Source organism: Variovorax sp. GW823-FHT04F07 (assembly GCF_058795995.1).
Genome location: NZ_JBXAIG010000002.1, coordinates 545,260 through 565,382 on the forward strand (window position 1 = coordinate 545,260; position 20,123 = coordinate 565,382).

At 69.3% G+C, this 20,123-nt stretch carries 21 protein-coding genes; 17 read left to right on the forward strand and 4 right to left on the reverse strand.

Annotated features, from left to right (window positions below; translation table 11 throughout):
* Positions 1–50: 50 nt before the first annotated feature.
* The 6 genes from AC1RAA_RS11695 to AC1RAA_RS11720 all read left to right on the forward strand — a co-directional run bounded on the left by AC1RAA_RS11695 (position 51) and on the right by AC1RAA_RS11720 (position 6,675).
* Positions 51–959, forward strand: a complete 909-nt coding sequence (locus tag AC1RAA_RS11695; RefSeq protein ID WP_492729238.1) for a sulfurtransferase — start codon at positions 51–53, stop codon at positions 957–959.
* Entirely contained in the window at positions 956–1,546 is a 591-nt protein-coding gene (locus tag AC1RAA_RS11700; protein WP_240531357.1) for a DUF2796 domain-containing protein, read from the forward strand. Before AC1RAA_RS11695 ends, AC1RAA_RS11700 begins: the two co-directional genes overlap by 4 nt.
* A gap of 4 nt (positions 1,547–1,550) precedes the next feature.
* Complete coding sequence (locus tag AC1RAA_RS11705; RefSeq protein ID WP_095946849.1) at positions 1,551–2,297, forward strand: ABC transporter ATP-binding protein; 747 nt, start codon at positions 1,551–1,553, stop codon at positions 2,295–2,297.
* Entirely contained in the window at positions 2,294–3,556 is a 1,263-nt protein-coding gene (locus AC1RAA_RS11710) for an ABC transporter permease (protein WP_070061815.1), read from the forward strand. The genes AC1RAA_RS11705 and AC1RAA_RS11710 overlap by 4 nt, the downstream gene beginning before the upstream one ends.
* A gap of 2 nt (positions 3,557–3,558) precedes the next feature.
* Positions 3,559–4,185, forward strand: a complete 627-nt coding sequence (locus AC1RAA_RS11715; RefSeq protein WP_492729235.1) for a DUF3299 domain-containing protein — start codon at positions 3,559–3,561, stop codon at positions 4,183–4,185.
* A 228-nt stretch (positions 4,186–4,413) separates the two neighbouring features.
* Complete coding sequence (locus AC1RAA_RS11720) at positions 4,414–6,675, forward strand: DUF3300 domain-containing protein (protein WP_492729233.1); 2,262 nt, start codon at positions 4,414–4,416, stop codon at positions 6,673–6,675.
* A 40-nt stretch (positions 6,676–6,715) separates the two neighbouring features.
* On the opposite strand, the gene AC1RAA_RS11725 is transcribed toward AC1RAA_RS11720, so the two are convergent.
* Complete coding sequence (locus AC1RAA_RS11725; protein ID WP_492729231.1) at positions 6,716–7,987, reverse strand: M20/M25/M40 family metallo-hydrolase; 1,272 nt, start codon at positions 7,985–7,987, stop codon at positions 6,716–6,718.
* 136 nt (positions 7,988–8,123) lie between these two features.
* Between AC1RAA_RS11725 and AC1RAA_RS11730 the strand changes: the two genes are divergently transcribed.
* Together AC1RAA_RS11730 and AC1RAA_RS11735 are read left to right on the forward strand one after the other, a co-directional pair.
* On the forward strand, positions 8,124–8,762 hold the full coding sequence (locus AC1RAA_RS11730; RefSeq protein ID WP_492729229.1) for a class I SAM-dependent methyltransferase: 639 nt from the start codon (positions 8,124–8,126) through the stop codon (positions 8,760–8,762).
* 176 nt (positions 8,763–8,938) lie between these two features.
* Entirely contained in the window at positions 8,939–10,591 is a 1,653-nt protein-coding gene (locus tag AC1RAA_RS11735; RefSeq protein WP_492729227.1) for an ankyrin repeat domain-containing protein, read from the forward strand.
* A gap of 20 nt (positions 10,592–10,611) precedes the next feature.
* Here AC1RAA_RS11735 and AC1RAA_RS11740 read toward each other — a convergent pair whose 3' ends face one another.
* The gene (locus AC1RAA_RS11740) at positions 10,612–11,412 is read right to left on the reverse strand and encodes a sulfite exporter TauE/SafE family protein (RefSeq protein WP_492740583.1); all 801 of its coding nucleotides are present in this window, start codon (positions 11,410–11,412) and stop codon (positions 10,612–10,614) included.
* Positions 11,413–11,541: 129 nt separating this feature from the next.
* On the opposite strand from AC1RAA_RS11740, the gene AC1RAA_RS11745 reads away from it, so the two are divergent.
* The 8 genes from AC1RAA_RS11745 to AC1RAA_RS11780 all read left to right on the forward strand — a co-directional run bounded on the left by AC1RAA_RS11745 (position 11,542) and on the right by AC1RAA_RS11780 (position 17,621).
* Complete coding sequence (locus AC1RAA_RS11745) at positions 11,542–12,306, forward strand: AraC family transcriptional regulator (protein ID WP_492729223.1); 765 nt, start codon at positions 11,542–11,544, stop codon at positions 12,304–12,306.
* A 75-nt stretch (positions 12,307–12,381) separates the two neighbouring features.
* A complete protein-coding gene (locus AC1RAA_RS11750) occupies positions 12,382–12,822 on the forward strand; it encodes a surface-adhesin E family protein (RefSeq protein WP_492729221.1) in 441 nt (146 codons plus the stop codon).
* Between the two features lie 170 nt (positions 12,823–12,992).
* Positions 12,993–14,366, forward strand: a complete 1,374-nt coding sequence (gene chrA / locus AC1RAA_RS11755; RefSeq protein ID WP_492729219.1) for a chromate efflux transporter — start codon at positions 12,993–12,995, stop codon at positions 14,364–14,366.
* Between the two features lie 10 nt (positions 14,367–14,376).
* Positions 14,377–15,303, forward strand: coding sequence for a Fe-Mn family superoxide dismutase (locus tag AC1RAA_RS11760; RefSeq protein WP_492729217.1), 927 nt, complete (start codon positions 14,377–14,379; stop codon positions 15,301–15,303).
* Positions 15,300–15,758 carry a chromate resistance protein ChrB domain-containing protein gene (locus tag AC1RAA_RS11765; protein WP_492729215.1) on the forward strand — a complete coding sequence of 153 codons (459 nt, stop codon included), beginning with the start codon at positions 15,300–15,302 and terminating at the stop codon, positions 15,756–15,758. Before AC1RAA_RS11760 ends, AC1RAA_RS11765 begins: the two co-directional genes overlap by 4 nt.
* A gap of 132 nt (positions 15,759–15,890) precedes the next feature.
* On the forward strand, positions 15,891–16,187 hold the full coding sequence (locus tag AC1RAA_RS11770; RefSeq protein ID WP_492729213.1) for a hypothetical protein: 297 nt from the start codon (positions 15,891–15,893) through the stop codon (positions 16,185–16,187).
* A gap of 35 nt (positions 16,188–16,222) precedes the next feature.
* Complete coding sequence (locus tag AC1RAA_RS11775) at positions 16,223–16,597, forward strand: DUF2845 domain-containing protein (protein WP_095744284.1); 375 nt, start codon at positions 16,223–16,225, stop codon at positions 16,595–16,597.
* Between the two features lie 208 nt (positions 16,598–16,805).
* Complete coding sequence (locus tag AC1RAA_RS11780; RefSeq protein ID WP_492729209.1) at positions 16,806–17,621, forward strand: class I SAM-dependent methyltransferase; 816 nt, start codon at positions 16,806–16,808, stop codon at positions 17,619–17,621.
* A 7-nt stretch (positions 17,622–17,628) separates the two neighbouring features.
* Here AC1RAA_RS11780 and AC1RAA_RS11785 read toward each other — a convergent pair whose 3' ends face one another.
* A complete protein-coding gene (locus AC1RAA_RS11785; RefSeq protein WP_492729207.1) occupies positions 17,629–17,979 on the reverse strand; it encodes a DUF2200 domain-containing protein in 351 nt (116 codons plus the stop codon).
* A gap of 43 nt (positions 17,980–18,022) precedes the next feature.
* The gene (locus AC1RAA_RS11790; RefSeq protein WP_095946835.1) at positions 18,023–18,736 is read right to left on the reverse strand and encodes a helix-turn-helix domain-containing protein; all 714 of its coding nucleotides are present in this window, start codon (positions 18,734–18,736) and stop codon (positions 18,023–18,025) included.
* Positions 18,737–18,940: 204 nt separating this feature from the next.
* Here AC1RAA_RS11790 and AC1RAA_RS11795 point away from each other — a divergent pair, with 204 nt between their 5' ends.
* On the forward strand, positions 18,941–20,101 hold the full coding sequence (locus AC1RAA_RS11795; protein WP_492729204.1) for an NAD(P)/FAD-dependent oxidoreductase: 1,161 nt from the start codon (positions 18,941–18,943) through the stop codon (positions 20,099–20,101).
* Positions 20,102–20,123 lie beyond the last annotated feature (22 nt).

The following is a 20,123-nucleotide window of genomic DNA, read 5'->3' on the forward strand; positions in this document are numbered from 1 at the left end:
CAGCAGCCACGGCACCCATCGCCGAACCATTTTTCGAAGGAGCTTCCGCCATGTACACCACCCTCATCTCCGTCGAACAACTCAGGCAGCTGCGCGAGGGCGACTCGCCCCTCATGGTGTTCGACTGCAGCTTCGACCTCATGAAGCCCGAGGCCGGCGCGCAGCTGTATGCCGCCGCGCACATCCCGGGCGCGCAGTACGCCAACCTGGACACCGACCTCAGTGCCAAGCATGGCCTGCCTGGTGCGCGCGGCGACGTGGTGGTGGCGCAGGACGACGGCGTGCCCGCCTCGGGCGGGCGCCATCCGCTGCCCAGCCGCGAGAAGTTCGCGGCCTGGCTGTCGTCGGTGGGTTTCTCGAACACGATGCAGGCCGTGGTGTACGACCGCAACGGCGCCAACTACTGCGGGCGCCTGTGGTGGATGCTCAAGTGGATGGGCCACGACGCCGTGGCCGTGCTCGACGGCGGCCTGCAGGCCTGGCAGGCCGCGGGTGGCGAGGTGACCGACCGCGAAGAGCCCGCGCGCTTCCAGTCGAATTTCGTACAGGGCGAGCCCTTGGCCAAGCTCGTGACCACCGACACCGTGGTGCGCCGGCTCGGTCAACCTGACCAGCAGCTGATCGACGCGCGTGCCGGTGCACGTTACCGCGGCGAGGTGGAACCTCTGGACCCGATCGCGGGTCACATCCCCGGGGCCCTGAACCGGCCCTTCGCCGACAACATCGGCTCCGACGGCAAGTTCAAGCCCGCCGCGCAACTGCGCGCCGAGTTCGAAGCGCTGCTCGCGGGGCGCGATGCGGCGACCGTCGTCCACCAGTGCGGCAGCGGCGTGAGCGCCGTGCCCAACCTGCTCGCGATGCAGATCGCGGGGTTCGGGACGACCGCGCTCTATGCCGGCAGCTGGAGCGAATGGAGCAACACGCCGGGGCTGCCGACCCGGCAAGGCGCAGAACCATGATGCACACCCTGCACACCCGACTTCGACGCACGTCCTCCGGCTTCGCACTGACCGCCGCCGCGCTGTTCGCGGCAGCCGCCCTTCCCGCACAGGCCCAGCAACAGCACGCGCATGTGCACGGCCAGCTCAAGCTCGACGTGGCCATCGACGGGCCCACCATCGTGATCGCCATGGAATCGCCGCTGGACAACATCGTCGGCTTCGAGCGCGCGCCCAAGACCGACGCCGAGAAGAAGACCGTCGAAGCCGCCATCGCCCAGTTGCGCGCGGCCGACAAGCTCTTCACCATCGACCCCGCCGCCAACTGCAAGCTCGGCCCCGTCGACCTGCGCTCCGGCGCGCTCGGCCTGGGCAACCCCGACCCCGCCGAATCGAGCGGGCACGCGGACCTCGACGCCTCTTTCTCCTTCAACTGCACCCAGGCCGCCGCCGCGAAGTTCATCGACCTGAACCTGTTCTCGGCCTTCAAGGGCGCGCGCCAGATCGACGTGCAGATCGCCTCCGCGCAAGGCCAGTTCAAGCGCCAGCTGAAGCGCCCGAGCGGCGCGCAGGCGGCGCAGCCTTCCCGCCTGACGCTGGGCAAGTGACAGCGTGAGCACCCTCCCGCAGGCCGAGACCACGCACTTGCGCGTCGTGCTCGCCGCCGAAGCCCTGCGCTTCACCTGGCCCGGCGTGAAGACACCCTGCATCGACATCGAGGCCCTGCGCATCACGGCGGGTGAGTCCGTGTTCCTGCACGGCCCGAGCGGCTGCGGCAAGAGCACGCTGCTGTCGCTGCTGGCCGGCGTGCTGGTGGCCGACGAAGGCCGCGTCACGCTGCTGGGCCACGACTGGGCCAAGCTCTCGGGCACGCAGCGCGACCGCGCCCGCGTGGCGCACGTGGGCTACATCTTCCAGCAGTTCAACCTGCTGCCTTACCTGAGCGTGCTCGACAACGTGCTGCTGCCCTGCCGCTTCTCGGCGCGGCGCGAGGCGCAGGCCGCGCGCAACGGCAGCTCGCGCGACGAGGCCGAGCACCTGCTCGACCAGATGGGCTTGGACCGCGCGCTGTGGAAGCGCCAGGCGCTGCAGCTGTCCGTCGGCCAGCAGCAGCGCGTGGCCGCGGCGCGCGCGCTCATCGGCCAGCCCGAGGTCGTCATTGCCGACGAGCCCACCTCCGCGCTCGACGAAGACCGGCGCGAAGCCTTCCTCGACGTGCTGCTCACGGCCTGCGCCGTGAACCACAGCGCGCTCGTGTTCGTGAGCCACGACCAGCGCATCGCGCCACGCTTTGCGCGGCACGTGCTGCTGCCGGAGATCAACCGTGCGGCATCGAGCGCGATGGCGGTGGACGCATGAGAGCCTTGTTTTCCATCGCATGGCGCAGCGCCTGGAACCGCCGCTTCACGCTCGCGCTCACCGTGTTCTCGATCGCGCTGTCGACCTTCCTGCTGCTCGGCGTCGAGCGCATCCGCACCGAGCTGCGCGAGAACTTCGCCTCGTCGGTCTCGGGCACCGACCTCATCGTGGGCGCGCGCACCGGCTCCACGCAGCTCTTGCTGTACTCGGTGTTCCGCATCGGCGCGGCCACCAACAACATCTCGTGGAAGAGCGTGCAGGCGCTGCAGGCTCACCCCGGCGTCGACTGGGTGGTGCCGCTGTCGCTGGGCGATTCGCACCGCGGTTTCTCGGTGCTCGCGACCACGCCCGAGTACTTCACGCACTTCCGCTACGGCGACCGCCAGACCTTGAAGCTGCGCGAAGGCAAGCCCTTCGATGCGCTGTTCGATGCCGTGGTCGGCGCCGAGGTGGCCGACAAGCTCGGCTACCACGTGGGCCAGAAAATCACGCTGGCGCACGGCAGCGGCGAGCTCAACGTGGCCGAGCATGCCGACAAGCCCTTCACCGTGGTGGGCGTGCTCGCGCGCACCGGCACGCCGGTCGACCGCACGGTGCACATCGGCCTGGCGGCCATGGAAGCCATCCACCTCGAATGGGTGGGCGGCGCGCCGATGCCGGGCGTGAAGATTCCGGCCGAGCAGGTGCGCAAGTTCGACCTCACGCCCAAGAACGTGACAGCCGCGCTCGTGGGCCTGAAGAACCGCGCCGCCGTGTTCGGCGTGCAGCGCTGGATCTCCACCTACACCGGCGAGCCGCTGATGGCCATCCTGCCCGGCGTGGCGCTCGACGAGCTGTGGAGCGTGATCGGCATCGGCGAGAACGCGCTGCTGCTGATGTCGGCCCTGGTCGCGCTCGTGAGTCTTGCGGGGCTGGTGTCGGTGGTGATGGCGGGACTGAACGAACGCCGCCGCGAGCTCGCCGTGCTGCGCGCCGTGGGCGCGGGCCTGCGCCACGTGCTGGCGCTGCTGGCGCTCGAAGGCGCGCTGGTCACCGTGCTGGGCGTGCTGCTGGGCGTGACGATGGCGGTGCTCGGCATCGCCCTGCTCTCGCCATGGCTGCAGGCGCAGTTCGGCCTGACGCTGAGCCTGTCCGAACCTACACTGAACGAATGGCTGCTGACGGCGAGCCTGCTGGTCGCCGGCTGGCTCGCGAGCCTGCTGCCCGGCATCCGGGCCTACCGCCTGTCGCTGGCCGACGGCCTTTCTCCGAGAATCTGACCATGACGAAGACCTCCACATCCCGCGTGCTCACCACCCTGTCGATGCTGCTGGCCGGCGCCGGCCTCGCAGCCGCCGCCTGGGCCGCCGAGCCCGCACCGAAGGACACGACCGCGACCAACCCGCTGGGTGGCAAACCGGCCGCAGCCGCGCCTCAGGCCGCGGCGGGCCAGCCGCGCCAGATCAGTTGGGAAGAACTCGTGCCCAAGGACTGGGACCCGGCCAAGGCCTTCAAGGGCATCGACCTGAGCACGCTCGACGACGGTGACCCGCGCGCCAACGAGCTGCTGATGAAGATGCAAGAGGTGTCGAACAACGCGCCCACCAACCCCGCGCTCAACGGCGTGGAAGTGAAGATCCCCGGCTTCATCGTGCCGCTCGAAGAGGCCAAGGGCGAGGTCACCGAGTTCCTGCTCGTGCCCTACTTCGGCGCCTGCATCCACACGCCGCCGCCGTCGGCCAACCAGATCCTGCACGTCATTCCGCAAAAGGGCGCCAAGTTCCGCGCCATGGACACCGTGTGGGTCACCGGCAAGCTGCAGACGCTGCGCAACGACTCGATGATGGGCGTGAGCGGATACCACGTGAAGGCCAGCAGCGTCACCAAGTATTCGGGCGGCGCCAAGTAACGACAGAGGTTCTTCCCCGGGCGATCGCCACGTCGCCCGGTGGTCTCGTGGTCCTGCGCCGACAGCACAGGCGGCGCACCGCCGACACAGACCGTTGCATCCAAGGCGCAGGCTGTGTCATCGCCTGCTCTGGCCCGCCGTTGAAGGAGTTCCGGGCACCCTGCCGGCGTCTTCAGGACATGCCAGATGACACCCTCTCCCCACCTCCCCCGCCTTCAGCGGCGCCTCATGGCTTCGCTGTGCGTCGCAGCGTTGTTCGTTGCAGGCTGCGACAAGCCCGCACCACCACCTCCCGCCGCTGAAGCACCGGCCACCCAGGCCCCCGCGCCCGTCGCCGCGCCGGTGCCGGCCGCCTACACGCCGCCCTCGGCCGAACAGCTCTACCAACTGGTCGCGCCGATTGCGTTGTACCCCGACAAGCTCGTCGCGCAGATTCTGGCCGGTGCCACCTACCCCGATCAGATCACCGCGGCCCACGGCTGGCTGCAGCAGAACCCCACGCTCAAGGCCGGCCCGCTCGCCGATGCAGCCAACCAGCAGCCGTGGGACCCGAGCGTGAAGTCGCTCACCGCGTTCCGGCCCGTGATGGACCAGATGGCCGGCAACATCGCGTGGACCACCTCACTGGGCAAGGCCTACTACAACGACCCGGCCGACGTGATGAACGCGATCCAGGTGATGCGCCAGCGCGCCTCGAAGGCCGGTCGCCTCAAGAACAACGACAAGCTGCGCGTGGCGCGCGCCGCAACGCCGCCCAACTACACGCCCGCGCCCGACATGCAGCCGATGTACGCGGGCCCCCTGGTGATCGAACCGCCCGAGGAGCTCATCACCATCGAGCCCGTGCAGCCCGACGTGGTGTACGTGCCGCGCTACGACCCGCAGATGGTGTACGACATGCCCGTGGCCGTCTACCCCGGCTATGCCTATGCACCGCCGCCGGTGGTGGTCGAGCCTGGCTACAGCCGTGGCCAGGTGGCCGCGGTGGGCGCGCTGGCCTTCGGCAGCGGCGTGATCGTCGGCTCGGCACTGGAGCGCCACGGTTGGGGCTGGAACGCCTGGAACATGAACTGGGGTGCACCGCGCTGGCGCGACCGTGCGGCACCGCCGCCGCCGGCCTACCGGCCTGCGGTGGTCTACAACAACAGCACGTATGTGTCGCGCTCGACCACGGTCGTCAACAACGTGCGCAACGTCTACAACAACAACTACGCAGGCGATCGCAGCGGCCCGCCGACCGGTGCGGCGGCATGGCAGGCGGCGCAGCAGCAAGAGCAGCTGCAACAACAGGCGCGTGCCCAGCAGCAGCAACAGCAACAGGCGCTGATGCAGCAGCAGGCGGCCCAGAACCAGTTGCGCGAGCAACAGCAGGCCCAACAGGAACAGGCGCGGCGCCAGCAACAGGTGCAGCAGGAACAGGGCTTGCGCCAGCGCCAGGACCAGCAGGAGCAGGCCCGCCGGCAGCAGATGCAGCAGCAACAAGCGGCGCAGAACCAGCAGCGTCAGCAGCAAGCGCAGCAGGAACAGGCGCGCCGCCAGCAGCAGATGCAACAGGACCAGGCCCTGCGCCAACGCCAGGATCAGCAGGAACAAGCCCGTCGCCAGCAGATGCAGCAACAGCAGGCCACGCAGGACCCGCAGCGTCAGCAACAAGCCCAGCAGGAGCAGGCACGACGTCAACAGCAAGCGCAACAGGAACAAGCACTGCGTCAGCGGCAAGACCCGCAACGTCAACAACAGGCGCAGCAGGAGCAGGCCCTGCGTCAACGCCAGGACCCGCAGGACCAAGCCCGTCGCCAGCAGATGCAGCAGCAACAGCAGGCCGCGCAAGACCAGCAGCGCCAACAACAGGCCCAGCAAGAGCAGGCGCGTCGCCAGCAGCAGGCGCAGCAACAGGAACAGGCATTGCGCCAACAACGCCAGGACCAGCAGGAGCAGGGCCGCCGCCAACAGATGCAGCAGCAACAGGCGCAACAGGAGCAGCTACGTCGCCAGCAGGAACAGCAGCAGGCCCAGGCCGCCCAGCAACAGCAACGGCAGGCGCAGCAGGAACAGGCCCGGCGCGCGCAGCAGATGCAGCAGCAGGCTCAACAGGAACAGGCCCAGCGAGCGCAGCAGATGCAGCAACAGGCTCAACAGGCTCAACAGGAGCAGGCCCGTCGCCAGCAGCAGTTGCAACAGCAACAACAGGCGCAAGCCCAGGCCGCGCAACAGCAACGCCAGGCCCAGATGGAACAGGCGCGCCAGATGCAGATGCAACAGCAGCAAGCCGCCCAGGCCCAGCAACGCCAGCAACAGGAGCAGATGCAGCGCCAGCAGATGCAGCAGCAACAACAGCAGGCGGCGCAGAACCAGGCACGCCAGCAGCAGCACCAGCAGGAACAGATGCAACGCCAGCAGGCGCAACAGCAGCAAGCCCAGGCTCAGGCCGCAGCGGCGGCGGCTGCCGCCCATCGCCGCCGCCCGGGCGATCCCAACGCACCGCAGTGAACCCGCGGCCCCTGCCGCGGGCGCACTGCGCGCTACAAACTCAGTTCTTGCCGATCTCGGTCAGCAGCCGCGTCACGAGGTACAGGCGCGGCACGATCGAGTCGACCTCGATGTACTCGTCGCGCGCGTGGTAGCCGAAGCCCGCGAGGCCGAAGCTCTCGACCACCGTGGCCTTGCCCGAGCGGCCCGCGAAGCCCGCGTCGGTGCCGCCGCCGGTCATCGGCGTCAGCGCCAGTTCGCGGTCGAGCTCCTTGTAGATCGCCTGCGCCTTCTCCGCCAGCGCGCGGCCCTTGGCGCCCGCGACGAAGGCCGGGCGGCCCACCTCGACCTTCACCGTGGTCTCGGTGTCGGGAATCAGCTTGCCGCTGGCGATCTTGGCCTGCAGCGCCTCGTTGAGTTTCTTCTCGGCGCCGGGCTGCGTGATGCGGATGTCGCCCAGCGCCTGCGCCTTCTCGGTGATCTGGTTGATCGGGCCGGTGGCGCGCGCCACGGTCCAGTTCAGCGTCACGCCGGGGATGTCCTTGGCGAGGTCCTTGGTCTGCAGCATCTGGTACGACAGTTCGTACAGCGCATTGCGGCCCAGCTCGGGCGCTGCGCCGGCGTGCGCCGCGCGGCCCTTCACCTCGAGCGTGGCCTGCGCGATGCCGGCCGCGCCGAGCAGCAGCGACTCGCCCTTGGCCACCGCCTTGGCGGCCGTCGGCTCGAAGGACAGCACGGTGTCGTGCAGGTCGGCCGTGGTCGCGATGAGTTCGCCCGAGCCCACCGAGCCCACCTCTTCGTCGGGGTTCACGAGCACGGTGAGCGTGTCGTAGTCGCGCCAGCCCGCATCGGCCAGGATCTTCAGCGACGCCATCATCACCGCGAGGCCGCCCTTGTCGTCGGCGATGCCGGGGCCGTAGATGCGGTTGCCGTCCACCTTGTAGGGCTGGCTGTTCAGGATGCCCGGCGCGTACACCGTGTCCATGTGGCCCTGCAGCATGATCTTTCGCTTGCCCGTGCCCTTGATCGTGCCGATGACGATGTCGGCACCCGCGCCGGCCGAGGCCTTGCGGCGCTCGGTCTTGAAGCCGGCCGCCTTCAGGCGCCCTTCGATCACGTCGGCCATCTTCATCAGGCCCTCGACGTTCAGGCTGCCCGACTCGATGGACACCATCTCCTTCAGGTTGTCGATGACGGCGGGCTGTGCCTTCTCGGCAGCAGCGAGCAGCTTCGCATCGGGCGCCGCCTGCGCGGTGGCCACGGCGCCGATCGCCAGGCCGCAGGCCAGGGCGACGGAACGCAGGGAGAAGAAAGACGAGGTACGCATGGTCATGAGAGTCTCTTTTCCTGGAGTGATTGGCGGGCGCCAGCATAGCGACATGGCGGGCGAAGCGGCGCAAATCGGCGACAGCGCCCCGGCGGCGGTTTACAGTGCGCCGCACCCTTCCACACGCCGCCGATCCAAGACCATGAGCCTCGCGAACGACGCCAGATTCTGGGACCGCACATCTCGCCGCTACGCGAAGAGCGCCATCGCGGACGAGGCCGGCTACACGCGCACGCTCGAGCGGACCCGCGCCCAGTTCGAGCCCGACGCGCGCGTGCTCGAGCTGGGCTGCGGCACCGGCACGACGGCCCTGCGCCTCGCGGCCCACGTTCGCGCGTACCTGGCGACGGACATCGCCGAAGGCATGATCGCCATCGCCGAAGAGAAGCACGCCGCCGCCCCGGTCCCCGGCCTGGCGTTCCGCGTGGCGACCGCCGAGACGCTGGCACCGGGCGAAGGCCCCTTCGACGCCGTGCTGGGCTTCAACTACCTCCACCTGGTGCGCGACCTGCCCGGCACGCTGCGCCGCATCCACGCCCTGCTCGCGCCGCAGGGCCTGTTCGTTTCCAAGACGCCCTGCCTCGGCGACATGACCCCGCTGCTTCGGCTGGCCTTGCTGCCCGCGATGCGCGCGATCGGTCTGGCGCCGCATGCCGGTGTGTTCCGGGCGGCGGAACTCGGGGCGCATCTGCAGGCGGCCGGCTTCGAGGTGCTTGCCAGCGAGAACCACGCGACGAAGGGTGGCGAGAACCGCCCCTTCATCGTGGCGCGCAAGCGGTGACCTGCACTTCGGCGCAGGGCGCCGCCCTGCCCCGATCCGCTACCATCCGAGCCGCGGTGCAAGCCGCGCCCGGGCCCGCGGGAAGGGTTGAACCCACTTGCCTTCTTCATGACGATCCACAGCCTTTTGTGCAGCCGGATTTGCGGGTCATCGGCGCCTGATGCACGGAGGTTTCCATGAAGCGTATTCCCGCCCGGCCCGACATCGGCCACCTGAAGAAGCAAGCCAAGGAACTGCTGGCGCTCTACCGCAGCAACGACCCCACGGCCTTTCACCGATTTCGCAGCGCGCTGCCGGCCGCATCGGGCAAGACCGCCGGCGCCCTCGCAGCCCAAGGCTTGCGCCTGCACGATGCGCAGTCGTGCGTGGCGCGCGAGTACGGCTTCGCTTCGTGGGGCGACCTGCAGGGATTTGTCCTGGCCCGCAGGGCGCAGGCCGATGACCCGGCCCAAGCAGTGCTCCATTGGATGCGCCTCGTGTACGCGGGCGACATCGCCGGCGGCACGAACCGCGCACGGCCTGCGGTGGCCTTGCGTCTGCTTGAAGAGAACCCCACCCTGCTGGCGGGCGGCGACCCGTACCTGGCCTGCGCCATCGGCGATGAAGCCGCGCTGCGCCACGCCACCGCGCAAGACCCGGCATGGGTCCATCGCGCGGGCGGTCCGCTGCACCTGCCGCCGCTCGTGGCCGTCACGCATTCCGGCCTGATGCGACTGCCGGGCCATCGCGAACGCCTGCACGCGTGCGCGAAGTTCCTGCTCGACGCCGGTGCCTCTCCCGATCAATCGGCCGGCAACCGCTGGCCTCCCGCATCGCTCGAAACGCCCGCCGACACCGAGCGGCTTTCCGCGCTGTATGGCGCGGCCGGCCAGAACCACGACCCCGAACTGACGAAGCTGCTGCTCGACGCCGGGGCCGACCCGAACGACGGCGAATCGCTGTACCACTCGCTCGACCAGCCCGCCTGCACGAAGCTGCTGCTGGAAGCCGGCGCACGCGTGACGGGTTCCAACGCGCTGTACCGGGTGCTCGACCTGGACGACGTCCAGACGCTGCGCCTCCTGCTCGCACACGGCGGCGACGCGAACGAGCGGCCGCAGGGCCCGCCGATCTCGGACTGGGGTTCGCCGCTGCTCTGGGCCCTTCGCCGCCGCCGTTCACCGACGCACATCGAGGCCTTGCTGGCCGCCGGCGCGCACCCCAACGTGTTCACGCAAGACGGCACACCCGCGCACACCGTCGCCCTGCGCTTTGGGCTGACAGAGGTCGCACAGCTGCTGCAGGCCGCGAGCGGCGACCCGGCGGCGCTCCCCACCAGCGAAGCCTTCATCGCCGCATGCGCGCGCGGCGACGAAGCCACGGCGCGAGCGCTTCAGGCGCGGCACCCTGGCCTCATCGGCTCGCTCGAGCCCACGCAGCTTCGCCTGCTGCCCGAGCTCGCAGCGCAGGGCTGCAGCGACGCGGTGAAGGCGATGGTCACGCTCGGCTGGCCGCTCGAAGTCCGCGGCGGCGACTGGGACGCCTCGGCGCTCAACCACGCCGTGTTCTGCGGCGATGCGGCGCTTGTCCGGTTCCTGCTCGACCATGGTGCCGACTGGCAGGCGCCGCACGGCTTCGGCGACAACGCCTGCGGCACCTTGTCGTGGGCCTCGCTCAACGAGCCGGTCGAAGGCGGCGATTGGGTCGGCTGCGCCCAGGCCCTGGTGGCGCACGGCATGCCTGCTGCACGGCCCGACCCGCAGGACGCGGACGGCGTGCTCCTCGGTGCGCGGCGCAGCGTGTTCTCGGACGAGGTCACGGACTTCCTGCTGGGCGCATCGATGGCGTGAAGCGGGACGGTGCCGTGCGCTCAGCGCACCACCATCGCCCCGAACACCACGATCAACAAGGCCAGGTAGACCTTGGCGTGGACGCGGTCCGGAATGCGCCCGATCCACAGCGCGGCGACGCGGATGCCGATCCACGACCCCACCACGAGCGCCGCCGCCGCGCGCACGTCGACATACCCCACATGCCACGGTCCGAACGCCGGCGTCGAAGTGGCGGACAAGGCCACGTAGGTGGCCGTGCCCGCCAGCGCGACCGGCAGGGACAGCGGATTGGCCATGGCCGTCGCGCGACTCATCTCGATGCCGCGACGGCGCATGAGCGGCACCGTCATCACGCTGCCGCCGACGCCGAGGAATGCGGCAATCCAGCCGATCGCCAGGCCCGACAGCGCCGTGGCCGTGAGAGAGGGCGCAGCCTTGCTCGCCACGGTCGGCGAAAGAAAACCGGGCCGCAGCCAGCAGTCCACGATGGTCAGCGCCAGGTAGGCGGCAAATGCCCAGCGCAGCCATTCCCCGTGGACCGCGGTGGCGGCCAGCGCACCCAGCACCGCACCGGCACCTATGACGCCCAGCAGCGGCCTGATGTGCGACCAGTCCAGCGTTCGGGCGCGCTGATGGCGCCACGTGGCCAGCAGCGCGCCGAAGACCATCACGCAGGTGGACGTGGCCACCGCGATCTGCATGGCCGACTGCCCGACGGCGCTGTCGGCCGCATTCAACTGGGACAGCAGCTGGTAGAGCAACGGGACCACGACGAATCCACCGCCGAAACCGAACAGCACGGTGGTGACGCCCGTCAGGCATCCGCACACCACCAACATCACATACAACGACACAAGGCACTCCATCGACACGGAAAGAAGCCTCGAGGCTAGAGTCCGAGGGACTGGCGCGCTTGCGATGTTCGGTCAACAATATTTGCGTTCCGGCCAACCCACCGACCCGCTGCCGTGCGCAACCAGCCTCTCGACACCCTCGACCCCACGCCCCGCGCCGTGCTGGCCATCGGCACCGACTACGCGCCCGGCACCCTGCTCGAAATGCACAGCCACCGCCGCGCCCAGTTTCTCTACGGCGCGACCGGGCTGATGGAGGTGGGCACGGATGACGGCGCCTGGGTCGTGCCGCCTCACAGCGGCGTCTGGATTCCGGCCGGCAAGCCGCACCGGGTGCGGATGGTGGGCGTCAGCACGCGCAGCCTCTACATCGAGCCAGCCGCCGCGCCGCGCGGCGGTCCGCAGTGCGAAGTGCTGGCCGTGTCGCCGCTGCTGCGGCAGCTGCTGATCGAGGCCATCGACGTGCCGGCGCTGTACGACGAACGCGGCCGCGACGGCCTGTTGATGTCGCTGGTGCTGAAAGAAGTCGGCCGCGCGGCGGCCCTGCCCTTCTTTGCGCCGCTGCCGGGCGAGCCGCGGCTGGCGGCGCTGTGCATCGCCTTCCTGCACGCGCCCGACGTGCGCACGTCGCCCCTGGCCTGGGCGCAGCAGCTGCACCAGAGCGCACGCACCTTCAGCCGGTTCTTCCGCCAGCACACCGGCATGGCGTTCGCCGAATGGCGCAGCCAGGCCTGCCTGCTCTCGGCCATGGCCCAACTGGCAACGGGCCGGTCGGTGACCGCGGTGGCGCTTCAGCTGGGCTACGACAGCCCGGGCGCCTTCTCCACCATGTTCCGCAAGCGGCTCGGGCAGAAGCCTTCGGCGTTCATCGTGGCCTGAGGCGGAGGTTCTCGCTCGCAGCGATGCATGGCATTCTTCGCCTGCTTGCCCACCGATTCACAGGGAGTGAAACCAATGAAGCCTCGTCTGCCCAAGCACCGCGCCGTGCTGGCGTGCCGTCTCGTCGCATCCGCCTGCGCAGCAGCGTCCTTGCTGACTGCCGTCGCCACACACGCCGCCGACACCTGGACCGAAATCGCCACCACCCCGCGCAAGCAGGTGCTGCTGCAACGCGATTCGGTCAAGCCGCATGGCGATGCCGTGGAAGCGTGGACGCTCTACCGCTACGACGAGCTGCAGACCGACGTGGGCAAGACCCCGTTTCGCACCTCGCGCTATCTCTACGACTACGACTGCAAGGGCCGGCGCGAAAAGATGCGCCGCGTCGTGAGCCACAACGGGCCGCTGGAAGTGCACGACATCGACCTCGCCCGGCGCAGCGAATGGAAGGCCGTGGGCGGCCCCACCACGGTGAGCGGGATCGTGTTCAAGCACGTGTGCGCGCAGGCGCGCTGACCGAAAAGACGCACGGGCGCTTTCCAGCAACGTGAAGAGGGCCTGAGGGCCCTGCGTTGCCAGCAGGAACGGCCACTGCTACGATGCCCTTCCGCGGGAAAACAGCCTCCCGCGCTGCAAAGCAAGACGGTGTCCCGTCCAAGCGCTGGTGACCCTCAACGGAGTTTTCCGTGGACACCGCCTTGCCTGACGCCCCCTCTGCGCTTCCTGCGCCCCCCACGCCCATTTCCTTTGCCGAAGCGTTTCGCTTCTGGCTCAAGCTCGGCTTCATCAGTTTCGGCGGGCCCGCCGGGCAGATCGCGATCATGCATGCGGAGCTGGTCGAGCGGCGGCGCTGGATCAGCGAGAAGCGCTTCCTGCATGCGCTGAACTTCTGCATGCTGCTGCCCGGCCCCGAGGCGCAGCAACTGGCCACCTACATCGGCTGGCTCATGCACCGCACGCGCGGCGGCCTCGTGGCCGGCGCCCTGTTCGTGCTGCCCTCGCTGTTCATCCTCATCGCGCTGTCGTGGGTCTACCTGCGCTTCGGCAACGTGCCGGTGGTGGCCGGCATCTTCTATGGCATCAAGCCGGCGGTCACTGCGCTGGTGCTGCACGCGGCGCACCGCATCGGCAGCCGCGCGTTGAAGAACCGGTGGATGTGGGGCATCGCCGCCGCGGCCTTCGTCGCCATCTTCGCGTTCGACGCGCCGTTTCCGGCGATCGTGCTGGCCGCCGGCCTCATCGGGCACTTCGGCGCGCGATGGGCGCCGGAGGTGTTCGCACTCGGCGGCGGCCATGGCAGCGCGCAGCAGCACCACGGCCCGGCGCTGATCGACGACGACACGCCCACGCCGGCGCACGCGCGCTTTTCACGCGCGCACCTGTTCAAGATTCTGGGCATCGGCCTGGGCCTGTGGCTGCTGGCCATGGGCGTGCTCATCGCGACCCAGGGCCTGCACGGCACGCTCACGCAGATGGGCGGGTTCTTCACCAAGGCCGCGCTGTTGACCTTCGGTGGCGCCTATGCCGTGCTGCCCTACGTCTACCAGGGGGCCGTCGAGCAGTACCACTGGCTCTCCGGCGCGCAGATGATCGACGGGCTGGCGCTGGGAGAAACCACGCCGGGGCCGCTCATCATGGTGGTGGCCTTCGTCGGCTTCGTCGGCGGCTGGTTGACGCAGGTGCTGGGGCCCGACTCGCTGTTCCTCGGCGGCGCGCTGGCCGCGACGGTCGTCACCTTCTTCACCTTCCTGCCCTCGTTCATCTTCATCCTGGCGGGCGGGCCCGCCATCGAGGCCACGCACGGCCGGCTGGGCTTCACGGCGCCGCTGTCGGCGATCACCGCGGCGGTGGTGGGCGTGATCCTGAACCTGGCGCTGTTCTTCGCGTACCACGTGCTCTGGCCGCACGGCTTCGCAGGCCGCTTCGACGCGATCTCGGCGGTGATGGCCGTGGCCGCGGCCGTCGCCCTGTTCCGCTTCAAGGTCGGCGTGATGACGTTGCTCGGTGCCTGCGCGGCCATCGGGTTGGCGCTCACGTGGCTGTCTGCCCTGCCGCGCTGAAGGAGTTCCCATGGACGCCCGACCCCAACCGCTGCCCTTCGACCCGGCCACGCTGCGCGGCTTGTCGCAGAAGCTTCTAATCAGCCATCACCAGAACAACTATGGCGGCGCCATCAAGCGCCTCAACGCCATCCGCGCGCAGCTCGCCACGGCATCTTTCGCCGCCATGCCCGGCTTCGCGCTCAACGGCCTCAAGCGCGAAGAGCTCATCGCCACCAACTCGATGCTGCTGCACGAGCTGTACTTCGCCTCGCTCGGCGGCGACGGCCGGACGATGGAGCCCGCCATGGCACTCGCATTGGCTGCAAATTTCGGCAGCGTCGATCGATGGCGCGAGGAATTCGCAGCGATGGGCAAGGCGCTTGGCGGCGGCTCGGGCTGGGTGCTGCTCACCTTCCAGCCGCGCGAGGGCACGCTGGTCAACCAATGGGCTGCTGACCACACCCATGCGCTGGCGGGCGGCGCGCCCCTGTTGGCGCTGGACATGTACGAGCACGCCTACCACCTGGACCACGGCGCCGCCGCCGGCGCGTACGTCGATGCCTTCATGGAGAACATCGACTGGGCCCCGGTGTACGCGCGCTACCAGCAGGCGGTGCACGCCGCCAGCGAACCCTTCGGCGCGGCGCAGGACGACGTGGCCGGTTCGATGCTGCTCGACGTGCGCCGCGCCGGCGTATTCGAGCAGGCCGCGTCGATGATCCCCGGTGCGCGCTGGCGCGACCCGGCCGCGGTCGATCGCTGGGCCGCCGAACTTCCGGCCGACCGCGCGCTCGTCGTCTACTGCGTGTACGGCCACGAGGTGGGACGCAGCACGGCCCTGCGGCTGCGCGCTGCGGGCCTGGATGCACGTTATCTGCGCGGCGGCATCGACGGCTGGCAGGCCGCCGGCCGGCCGCTCCAGCCCAAGCCTGCCGACCCAGGAGCCACGCCATGAAATGGATCACCCGCGAACGCCCGAAGATCGACCGCATCGCCTGCCCGTGGTTGATCCTGCGCTTCATCGACCGCGAGGCCGAGTTTCTCTACGTGCCGCCGGCCGACGTGCTGACGATGGCGCAAAGCACCGGCGCCACGCCCTACGACATTCCGGGCGTGGCGATGAGCCACGTCGGCGAGCGCTGCAGCTTCGATGCCTTCCTCACGAAGTACGAGCTCGCCGACCCTGCGCTGCACCAGATGGCCGACATCGTGCGCGGTGCGGACACCTCGCGACTCGACCTCACGCCGCAGTCGGCCGGGCTCTACGCCATCTCGCTGGGCCTGTCGCGCGTGTTCGCCGACGATCACGTCATGCTGCAGCACGGGCTGGTGATGTACGACGCGCTCTATGCCTGGTGCAGCGAGGGCCGCGGCGAGACGCACCACTGGCCGCCGAAGATGCCGGGGTGAAGCGGGTCGGAGGACGATGGCCTACCTTGCCGGAAGCACGCTAACATTTCGCCCGGCTCCGCCGCACCACCCGGGTCGGACCCTTGAACGCACAGCGACAACCCAGGGTGTCACCGCAAATGGAGCGTCCCGATGTGGAGCATCCTGGCCGACCTTGTCGTCGGCATCTTCGATTTCGTTCTCGATGTCCTGCTGTTCCGGGGCCTGCGCCGCAAGCACGGCCAGCGCAACCGCAGCGTGGCGCAAGACACCGTCGAGGTCGCGCGCTTCGATTTCGTCACGCTGACTTTCATCGCGCTGGTCAGCGTCGGCTTGATGCTGATCCTGGCGATCGGATTCGATGTGCCGGCGGGCTGGAGCGTGGGCATCGGCATCACCGTCGGCGCGATCTGGGGCCTCTGGCGGTACGCCCAGCTGGTTCGTGAGTGAGTGATGCGCACATGAAGCATTCAAGAGGGTCAACGATGCGGGGCACGGCTCGTTTCGCACGCCTGGTCACCGGGGTTTCGATCGCAGCGGCCGCCTTGCTGATCGCCAGTTCCGCGGCAGCCCAGTCCCTCGCCTGCAACGGCTACCTCGTCGGAAAAGGAGCGTCGCCCGCGACCTTGCTCCAGACCTGCGGCGAGCCGGTCTACCGGCAGATGGTCTGCGTGCCGATGGTGCAACTGGGCTGGATCCTCACGCCCTATCGGCCGGGCAGCCCCGAGGCGGTGCTGGCCAATCAATGCGTACCGATGGAGGAATGGACCTACGACCGCGGGCCGGGCACCTTCTTCGGCATCGTGCGCATCTACAACGGCACCATCGAATCGGTGCGCGACGGGGACCGCGGCCGTTAGGGAGGGGTCGACCGATCAGTGCGCCCGAAACGCCCGGCAACATCTGCGGTACCCACTACAGGGGAGGACGCCCGCGCAACGGCGTTGACGACGATGCCTGGCAGGGCCACCATGGCCCATCGTCCCCGTCACGCATGCCCAAACAGGCAACGGACTCGTTGGAGCAAGGGAGCAGGCCCGCTCTGTTCAGAGCTTTCAAGGAGTTCCCATGGCCGACGAAAGCGACAAGGTGTTCGCGGGCTCGATCCCGAAGTTCTACGACACGCTGATGGTCCCCCTGATCTTCGAGGGCTACGCCGTCGACGCGGCCGCCCTGGTCGCTGCGTTCTCGCCCGGCGCGGTGCTGGAAACGGCAGCCGGCAGCGGCGCGGTCACGCGGATGCTGGCACCCCAGCTCGGTGCCGGTGCACGCTACGTGGTGACCGACCTCAACCCCGCCATGCTCGACTACGCCGTCACCCGCCAGGCGAGGGACAACCGCATCGAATGGCGGCAGGCCGATGCGCTCGCCCTGCCGTTCGAGAACGCCTCGTTCGATGTGGTCCTGTGCCAGTTCGGCGCCATGTTCTTCCCTGACCGGGTCGCCGGCTACAGCGAGGTGCGTCGCGTGCTGAAACCCGGCGGGCGCTTCGTGTTCAGCGTCTGGGACCGCATCGAAGAGAACGCCTTCGCCGACGACGTCACCCGCGCCGTCGCCACCGTGTTCCCGGACGACCCGCCGCGCTTTCTCGCGCGCACGCCGCACGGCTACCACGACGTCGCGCAGATCCGCGACGACCTGCACCGTGCGGGGTTCACCGACATCGAGATCAAGACGCTCGAGAAGCTGAGCCGCTCGCCCTCGGCACGCGAGGTGGCGGTGGCCTACTGCCAGGGCACGCCGCTGCGCAACGAGATCGAGGCGCGCGATGCGAGCCTGCTCCAGCTCGCGACCGACCGCGCGGAGGAGGCGATTGCCAGCCGCCATGGCACCGGCCCGGTGGCGGGCAAGATCCAGGCGCACGTCATCGTGGCGACGGGCTAGACAGGCACTACGTCCGCAGGATCTTCTCGATCGCCTTGCCCTTGGCCAGCTCGTCGACCAGCTTGTCCATGTAGCGGATCTTCTGCATCAGCGGGTCTTCGACTTCCTCGACGCGCACGCCGCACACCACGCCCTTGATCAACGCGCGGTTCGGATGCAGTGCCGGGGCCTGCGCGAAGAAGGTCCTGAAATCGTTCTGCTGTTCGATCTGCTGCTGCAGCCCCGCCGCGTCGTAGCCGGTGAGCCAGCAGATGACCTGATCGACTTCGTCTTTCGTGCGTTGCTTGCGTTCCGCTTTCTGGACGTACATCGGGTACACCTTGGCGAACGGCATCGCGAAAATCTTGTGCTCGGACATCGTCATGTCTCCTTCAAGTCGGGCCGCAGGCTGACGCGGGCGCTCAGCCCTTGCGGCCACCCGCGGCTTTCTTCGCCACCACGGTCTTGCGCGCCGGCTTCATCGCAGGCGCCTCGCGCGCCGACTTCATGTGCCCGCTCTCCCCCGAGGTCATGCCCACGATCTTCGCGAGCTGGCGGCTCACGCTCACGTAGGCGTGGCCGAGGCGGCTGTCGAAGTACAGCGAGTCGCCGCGCGCCAGGCGCACCACCTCGCCGTTGTCGAAGTACACGTCGATCTCGCCCGACAGCACGTACGCGAACTCTTCGCCCGTGTGGCGCACGAAGTCTTCGGGGCCGTTGATGCGGCGCGCGTGCACGGTGCCGACGATGGGGCTCATCTGCTTGCCGGCAGCGGTGGTGCCCAGGAACTCGTAGGCGATGGCCAGCCCCTTGTAGACCACGCCCTTGCCCGCGCGCGTGACGACCGGGCCGTCGAGCTGCTCGGGCTTGACGCCGGCGCCCGCGAACATGGCGTTCATGTCCATCTCGAGCGCGCGGCCCAGCGCGGTGAAGTTCTCGTAGCCGAGCGCGAGCTGGCCGCGCTCGGCGCGCGAGATGGTGGTGATCGACACGCCGGAGCGCTCGGCCAGTTGCGCCAGCGTCCAGCCGAAACGCTTGCGCGCAGTGCGCAGGCGATGGCCGAAAGTGGTGCGGTCCAGCGTGGGCGGCTCTTCCTTCGGCTTCGCCCCGCCCCGGTTCCCTGTGTGTGGAGTCACGCTTGGCTTTCTCTAGGTATGCCGGGTGATTCTGCCAGCCCCGCGCCCGGCCGGCCACGCACGGCGCGACAGCCCCGGCATGCGTTTTGCGTATGCGCAAATTGCGTGTACGCAAATTTCACCTCGGTGGTGCACCCATGGTTTCCCCTTGGTTGGTGCAAATCAATTTGCGTATCCGCAAATTTCTACCTACACTTTTCGGCGATGACAACAAGCACACCCACTCCTGTCGTGGCCGACTACCTCGTGATCGGCGGCGGCATCGCCGGGGCCTCCGTGGCCCACTGGCTCGCCCCGCATGCCCGCGTGATCCTGCTCGAACGCGAAGCCCAGCCGGGCTACCACTCCACCGGCCGTTCGGCCGCTCTCTTCATGGAGAGCTACGGCACGCCGCAGGTGCGCGCCCTCACCATGGCCAGCCGCGCCTTCCTCGAACACCCGCCCGAAGGCTTTGCCGAGCACCCGCTGCTCACGCCGCGCGGCGCGATGATGGTCGCGGGCACCGAGCACCTGCACGAGCTCGAAGCGCACTGGGAGCTGCTGCGCGCCATGGACGTCGGCGCCCAGCGCCTCGATGGCGAGCAGGCGCGCGAGATGGTGCCGGCGCTGCGCCCCGAGCAGGTGGCCGGCGCGGTGTACGAACCCGACGCCTCCGACATGGACGTGCACGCCATCCACCAGGGCTACCTGCGCGGCATGCGCCAGGCCGGCGGCAAGCTGGTGTGCGACGCCGAGGTCACGGCCATGGAACGCGTGGGCGAACGCTGGCGCGTGACGGCCGGCGACGCGGTGTACGAAGCGCCCGTGGTCCTCAACGCCGCCGGCGCCTGGGTCGACACGATCGCGCAGCTGGCGGGCGTGCGCCCGCTGGGCATCGAGCCGCGCCGCCGCTCGGCCTTCATCTTCGCGCCGCCCGAGGGCCAGAGCGTGGCGCACTGGCCGATGGTGTTCGCCGCCGACGAAGGCTGGTACATCAAGCCCGACGCCGGCATGTTGCTCGGCTCACCGGCCAACGCCGACCCGGTCGAGCCGCAGGACGTGCAGCCTGAAGAGATGGACATCGCCATCGCCATGCATCGCATCGAGGAAGCGACCACGCTCGCCATCCGCCGCCCCACGCGCACCTGGGCCGGCCTGCGCTCCTTCGTGGCCGACGGCGACCTGGTGGGCGGCTTCGCGCCCGACGCGCCCGGCTTCTTCTGGGTCGCGGCACAAGGCGGCTACGGCATCCAGACCTCGGCCGCCATGGGCGAGGCCTGCGCCGCGCTGGCACGCGGCCTGCCGCTGCCCGAGCGCATCGCGGGCTTCGGGCTCACGGCCGAGATGCTCGGCCCGCAGCGACTGCGCACCGCCGCTGCCGCCTGACAAGAACAACCCACAACCCCAA

Excerpts from the sequence above, each read along its gene's own strand:
- AC1RAA_RS11700 (WP_240531357.1), top strand. The coding sequence starts at position 956 with ATGATGCACACCCTGCACACCCGACTTCGACGCACGTCCTCCGGCTTC.
- AC1RAA_RS11725 (WP_492729231.1), bottom strand. The coding sequence starts at position 7,987 with ATGACCATGCGTACCTCGTCTTTCTTCTCCCTGCGTTCCGTCGCCCTG.
- AC1RAA_RS11785 (WP_492729207.1), bottom strand. The coding sequence starts at position 17,979 with ATGTCCGAGCACAAGATTTTCGCGATGCCGTTCGCCAAGGTGTACCCG.
- AC1RAA_RS11710 (WP_070061815.1), top strand. The coding sequence starts at position 2,294 with ATGAGAGCCTTGTTTTCCATCGCATGGCGCAGCGCCTGGAACCGCCGC.
- AC1RAA_RS11775 (WP_095744284.1), top strand. The coding sequence starts at position 16,223 with ATGCGGGGCACGGCTCGTTTCGCACGCCTGGTCACCGGGGTTTCGATC.
- AC1RAA_RS11740 (WP_492740583.1), bottom strand. The coding sequence starts at position 11,412 with ATGTTGGTGGTGTGCGGATGCCTGACGGGCGTCACCACCGTGCTGTTC.
- AC1RAA_RS11715 (WP_492729235.1), top strand. The coding sequence starts at position 3,559 with ATGACGAAGACCTCCACATCCCGCGTGCTCACCACCCTGTCGATGCTG.
- AC1RAA_RS11760 (WP_492729217.1), top strand. The coding sequence starts at position 14,377 with ATGGACGCCCGACCCCAACCGCTGCCCTTCGACCCGGCCACGCTGCGC.
- AC1RAA_RS11730 (WP_492729229.1), top strand. The coding sequence starts at position 8,124 with ATGAGCCTCGCGAACGACGCCAGATTCTGGGACCGCACATCTCGCCGC.
- AC1RAA_RS11770 (WP_492729213.1), top strand. The coding sequence starts at position 15,891 with ATGTGGAGCATCCTGGCCGACCTTGTCGTCGGCATCTTCGATTTCGTT.
- AC1RAA_RS11720 (WP_492729233.1), top strand. The coding sequence starts at position 4,414 with ATGGCTTCGCTGTGCGTCGCAGCGTTGTTCGTTGCAGGCTGCGACAAG.
- AC1RAA_RS11765 (WP_492729215.1), top strand. The coding sequence starts at position 15,300 with ATGAAATGGATCACCCGCGAACGCCCGAAGATCGACCGCATCGCCTGC.
- AC1RAA_RS11780 (WP_492729209.1), top strand. The coding sequence starts at position 16,806 with ATGGCCGACGAAAGCGACAAGGTGTTCGCGGGCTCGATCCCGAAGTTC.
- AC1RAA_RS11695 (WP_492729238.1), top strand. The coding sequence starts at position 51 with ATGTACACCACCCTCATCTCCGTCGAACAACTCAGGCAGCTGCGCGAG.
- AC1RAA_RS11735 (WP_492729227.1), top strand. The coding sequence starts at position 8,939 with ATGAAGCGTATTCCCGCCCGGCCCGACATCGGCCACCTGAAGAAGCAA.
- AC1RAA_RS11750 (WP_492729221.1), top strand. The coding sequence starts at position 12,382 with ATGAAGCCTCGTCTGCCCAAGCACCGCGCCGTGCTGGCGTGCCGTCTC.
- AC1RAA_RS11795 (WP_492729204.1), top strand. The coding sequence starts at position 18,941 with ATGACAACAAGCACACCCACTCCTGTCGTGGCCGACTACCTCGTGATC.